At 57.7% G+C, this 4,098-nt stretch carries 6 protein-coding genes; 4 read left to right on the top strand and 2 right to left on the bottom strand.

Annotated features, from left to right (window positions below):
• The 3 genes from WB528_RS25415 to WB528_RS25405 form a co-directional block, all read left to right on the top strand.
• On the top strand, positions 1 to 190 hold a 190-nt coding region (locus WB528_RS25415; RefSeq protein ID WP_423891892.1), incomplete at its 5' end, for a hypothetical protein.
• A 387-nt stretch (positions 191 to 577) separates the two neighbouring features.
• Positions 578 to 1,612, top strand: a complete 1,035-nt coding sequence (locus WB528_RS25410) for an NADP-dependent oxidoreductase (protein WP_423891890.1) — start codon at positions 578 to 580, stop codon at positions 1,610 to 1,612.
• 160 nt (positions 1,613 to 1,772) lie between these two features.
• Complete coding sequence (locus tag WB528_RS25405) at positions 1,773 to 2,072, top strand: hypothetical protein (RefSeq protein ID WP_423891888.1); 300 nt, start codon at positions 1,773 to 1,775, stop codon at positions 2,070 to 2,072.
• 158 nt (positions 2,073 to 2,230) lie between these two features.
• Here the strand turns inward: WB528_RS25405 and WB528_RS25400 are convergent, their stop codons facing one another.
• Together WB528_RS25400 and WB528_RS25395 are read right to left on the bottom strand one after the other, a co-directional pair.
• Positions 2,231 to 2,413 (bottom strand): hypothetical protein, encoded by a 183-nt coding sequence (locus WB528_RS25400; RefSeq protein WP_423891886.1) that lies wholly within the window; start codon positions 2,411 to 2,413, stop codon positions 2,231 to 2,233.
• A 20-nt stretch (positions 2,414 to 2,433) separates the two neighbouring features.
• Positions 2,434 to 3,408 (bottom strand): Bug family tripartite tricarboxylate transporter substrate binding protein, encoded by a 975-nt coding sequence (locus WB528_RS25395; protein ID WP_423891884.1) that lies wholly within the window; start codon positions 3,406 to 3,408, stop codon positions 2,434 to 2,436.
• Between the two features lie 98 nt (positions 3,409 to 3,506).
• On the opposite strand from WB528_RS25395, the gene WB528_RS25390 reads away from it, so the two are divergent.
• A partial coding sequence (locus tag WB528_RS25390) for a LysR family transcriptional regulator (protein WP_423891881.1) occupies positions 3,507 to 4,098 on the top strand: 592 nt, incomplete at its 3' end.

Raw genomic sequence — 4,098 nt, 5'->3', positions numbered from 1 at the left:
GGTTGGCAACGAATGGTCGGTGGCCGGCATTGCCGCCGATCCGCCGTCCGGCGCGGTGTCGGCGAACAATCAGCTCGTGCAGGCGATGGCGTCGTTCGCTCCAACCACTGCCGCAAACAACTCGCCGCTCGCTCCCTCAAGCACGATTGCATCCCCCGGGCCGATGCTGACGATACCGCAGACCGGGTAGGCGTCTTCCCGCTGCCGGACCTTTTTATTGGGGCCTGACGGTAGCATGCAATCCCAGCATTGGGATTGAGATGATCCTCATTTGAACTGCGTGCCGCTCATGCCGGCCGCACGCGCCCTTTGCCGAGCTGTTGCGCTTATCGCCGATGAGCATCGCCGACGAGATGCGAGGCGAGCACCGGCGGCAAGTGCTTGGAGAGTGATCGTCTATAGACACTCTGGACTTACTTGCTTTCTGATGGAGGACAAAATCTACGATCGAAGACTGGCCAGGTGCTTACGCCGTGACACGCGCCGACGATTTTTGCACCATCCGACTTATCGATACGCTTTGCACGCTGTATCGCGTGTGGCAGGCGATCGAAAAGGTAAAGTAGGGATTACGATTTTGCAGACGACTGAAACCACTCAACGAATTGTTCTCGCCTCGCGGCCGGTCGGGGCACCGACGTTAGAGAATTTTCGGTTGGAAGAACTGCCTATCGGGCAACCCGGCCCCGGTCAGATGCTGCTACGCACGCTGTGGCTTTCGCTCGACCCGTACATGCGCGGCCGGATGAGCGATGCGCCGTCGTATGCCAAGCCGGTCGGCATCGGCGACGTCATGGAGGGCGGCACAGTCAGCGAAGTACTTACCTCGAACGCGCCCCGCTTTGCCAAGGGCGACATCGTGGTGGGCCGTACCGGCTGGCAGACCTATGCGCTGTCCGATGGCTCCGGCCTGCAAAAGGTCGACCCCGGGCGCGCCCCGATCTCGGCTGCGCTCGGCGTCCTCGGCATGCCGGGCATGACCGCCTACGTGGGGCTGCTCGAGATCGGCAAGCCCGCTGTTGGCGAGACCGTGGTGGTCGCGGCAGCGTCGGGTGCGGTCGGCTCGGTCGTCGGCCAGATCGCGCGGATCAAGGGTGCCCGCGCAGTTGGCATTGCGGGTGGACCCGACAAATGTCGCTTCGTAATCGAGAAGCTCGGCTTCGACGCCTGCATTGACCACAGGGCGCCCGATCTCGCCGCCCGTCTTGCCTCAGCTTGCCCGAAGGGCATCGACGTCTATTTCGAGAATGTCGGCGGCGCTGTCTTCGAGGCGGTGTTCCCACTGCTCAATCCGTTTGCCCGGATTCCGGTGTGTGGGCTGATCTCAATGTACAATGCCACTTCGTTGTCGCCTGGCCCGATTCTACTGCCGCACTTGATGCGAGCGATCCTGACCAAGCGATTGACGTTTCGCGGATTCATCGTTTCCGACTTCGCTGCGCGCTATGGGGATTTCGTGCGCGATGTCTCCGCCTGGGTCGGCGAGCGACGGATCAAGTATCGCGAAGACATTGTCGAGGGCCTCGAGAACACCCCGCGCGCCCTTATCGGCCTCCTGCGCGGTGAAAATTTCGGCAAACTCTTGGTGCGGGTCGCGCCCGCGTCGACGTGATCTACCCGAAAGGGCGGGTCGACGAGGACACCTTCGTGCACCATCTGCATGCGCGGCTCTCGGCGTACCCCTGGGGGCCGGCTCGCGAAGCGCACTCAGTCCGGTGCGTGACCCAGCGGCTCTAAACTTGCCTGTGCGAGATTCAACTGTTCGATTTTCGATGGCTGAAGCAACCAGCGACGTCTTTGATTTTGGCTTGATTTTGGCAGATTTCCTCGCGCGGACCATCCGGCACTGTAAAAAGAACAGTCATTTTCCGAACAGTGCCACGCGACGCGACGTCGTCGAGCGGGCTGACCAGGTCGGTTGCGTGGAAAAGAACTGGCCAACGGCGAGGAGCAATGCCGTCGTCGAAGACCAAATCAGTTGCTTACTGCAACGCGATCGCCGAATGGAGCGTGTAAAAGGCCTAAGGTCCTTGAATGTCCGCTTTGTCGGTCGCTATCGGGGGCTAAGCTGACCTAAAGGAGACATCGCCGAAGCTTCGAAAGTGACCCAGCACGACGTTTCTTGCCGTTCAATTGCTGTGCTGCACACCAATTTGTATTTGGTGGCGGGGACTGCCCTTCTTGTCCATGATCTCTAGCACGCTCACACAATGCGCAAGGTTTAAGGGGACTATGCTGTTGGAATCGAACGGCCAATGGCGGCGCCCGTGAGAATGCCCCATAGTGTGCAGGCCGCTAGAACTCCGGCCTTGGCCATGTACCCTTCAAAATAGTCGAGCGAAAACATCGCAAAAACGAAGCCAAGCAAGGCGGCGATCGGCGCCGTGTGTTTGGGAAATAAGGTATTTGTCATTGCGAAGGCGCCTAGCATCGCTATTCGTTGGACTTGATCCCCGCTTGCTGGACGAGTTTTGCCCATTGATCCAGCTCTTTCGCAACGTTCATGGAGAATTCGCGGGGAGAATTTACCACCATCTCCATCGCCAGCCCTTGAACACGTTTTATTTCATCGGACTTTTTAAACACGACCATGATCTCTTTGTACAGCGCGTCAATTATCTTCGGCGAAGTTTTGGCCGGCGCCATCAAACCAACCCAAGGAGAAATATCGAAACCTGGAAAGCCGGACTCGGCCAGCGTCGGTATATCTGGGGTAAATGCCAAGCGGTGCGATGAAGTAACTGCCAAGGCTCGCAATTTGCCCTCCCGAAGCAGCGGCAGCACTGCAGAGATGTTTGTAAACGACATGCTGATTCGACCTGACAGCAGGTCTGGTAACAATGGTGGTATTCCCTTGTAAGGGACGTGGCGAATGTCGATTTGCGAAATTGATTTGAGCAATTCACCAGCAATGTGGCCTGGCGTGCTGGCCCCGGCAGAGCCGAACGTAAGCTGGCCAGGTCGCGATCGAGCTAGCGCAAGCAATTCCTGAACGCTTTTCACGGGGAGGTCACTCGGAACCACCAAAATAATGGGAGTAATTACCAGTTCAGAAATGGGGACCAGATCGGTTATCGGATTGTACGGCAGTTTTTCCAAAGCGGGGCTAATGACAATCGAAGGTGAGCCGGTCATTGCAAGCGTGTAGCCGTCCGGCGCGGCCTTGGCGACGCTATTGGTGGCACGGTTCCCACCCGCACCCGTGAGGTTTTCCACGATAACTGGCTTTCCGGACGCAGCCGAAAACTTCTGCGCAAATTCGCGAGCCAGAAAGTCCGGAGGGCCCCCGGGCGGAAAGCCGACCAAAATCCGTACGGTACGTTCCGGATAACTCCCGTCGTTCGCCGCATGCGCTGCACCGGCCAAGCTCACCGAGAAAGCGAAAACCAGTCGAGCCGTTCTGTTCATTGCCCCCCCCTGCATGGCATGAGCACTAAAGCTAGACCTTGCGATTGAGGTGAACTACACAAATAATTGCAGGTTCGCTTTTCAAAAATGAAAGCGGCATGGAGTGGGATGATCTCAAGCATTTCCTTGCAGTTAGCAGGACCGGAAGCCTAACAGAGGCCGCTCGGCGGTTAAAAACGAGCGCGGCAACTGTCGGCCGTCGAATTATGGCTCTTGAAAATAGACTGAACACGCGGCTGTTCGATCGAAAAACCAGCGGATATGCTTTGACGGAAGCAGGTAAAACGATCTGCATTGCGGCCGAGGAGATCGAGCGCACGGTATTAACAATTGAACGAACATCGGCGGGTCATGATCTTCGCCCGACGGGAACAGTTCGCGTCGCATCGGCAGAAGACATGGCAGCCGCGTTCATCGCGCCCAACTTGGCGCAATTTCAGTGCAGCTATCCTAAGATTGCGCTGGAGCTTACGACACGGATGGGGTTGGTGAATTTGGATCGCCGCGAGGCGGACATCTCCTTACGACAATCCCGCCCTCGTGAAGGTAACCTCGTCATTCGTCGTGTCGGGTCTTGGCCATTAGGTCTGTACGCGGCCAAATGCTATGTTGCTGCTCGGGGTTTAAAACCGGGTCGGATCGCGCTTGCCGACGTGGGGATTATTACATGGACCGAAGAATGGGCGCACC

This window comes from Bradyrhizobium sp., from assembly GCF_049586575.1.
Lineage (GTDB): Bacteria > Pseudomonadota > Alphaproteobacteria > Rhizobiales > Xanthobacteraceae > Bradyrhizobium.
The sequence above is the reverse complement of the archived record's forward strand: the minus strand, read 5'-3'. Positions and strand labels throughout refer to the sequence as shown.

What these genes read in the sequence shown, in the direction of transcription:
- WB528_RS25395 (WP_423891884.1), bottom strand. Translation starts at nt 3,408, where the DNA reads ATGAACAGAACGGCTCGACTGGTTTTCGCTTTCTCGGTGAGCTTGGCC.
- WB528_RS25400 (WP_423891886.1), bottom strand. Translation starts at nt 2,413, where the DNA reads ATGACAAATACCTTATTTCCCAAACACACGGCGCCGATCGCCGCCTTG.
- WB528_RS25405 (WP_423891888.1), top strand. Translation starts at nt 1,773, where the DNA reads ATGGCTGAAGCAACCAGCGACGTCTTTGATTTTGGCTTGATTTTGGCA.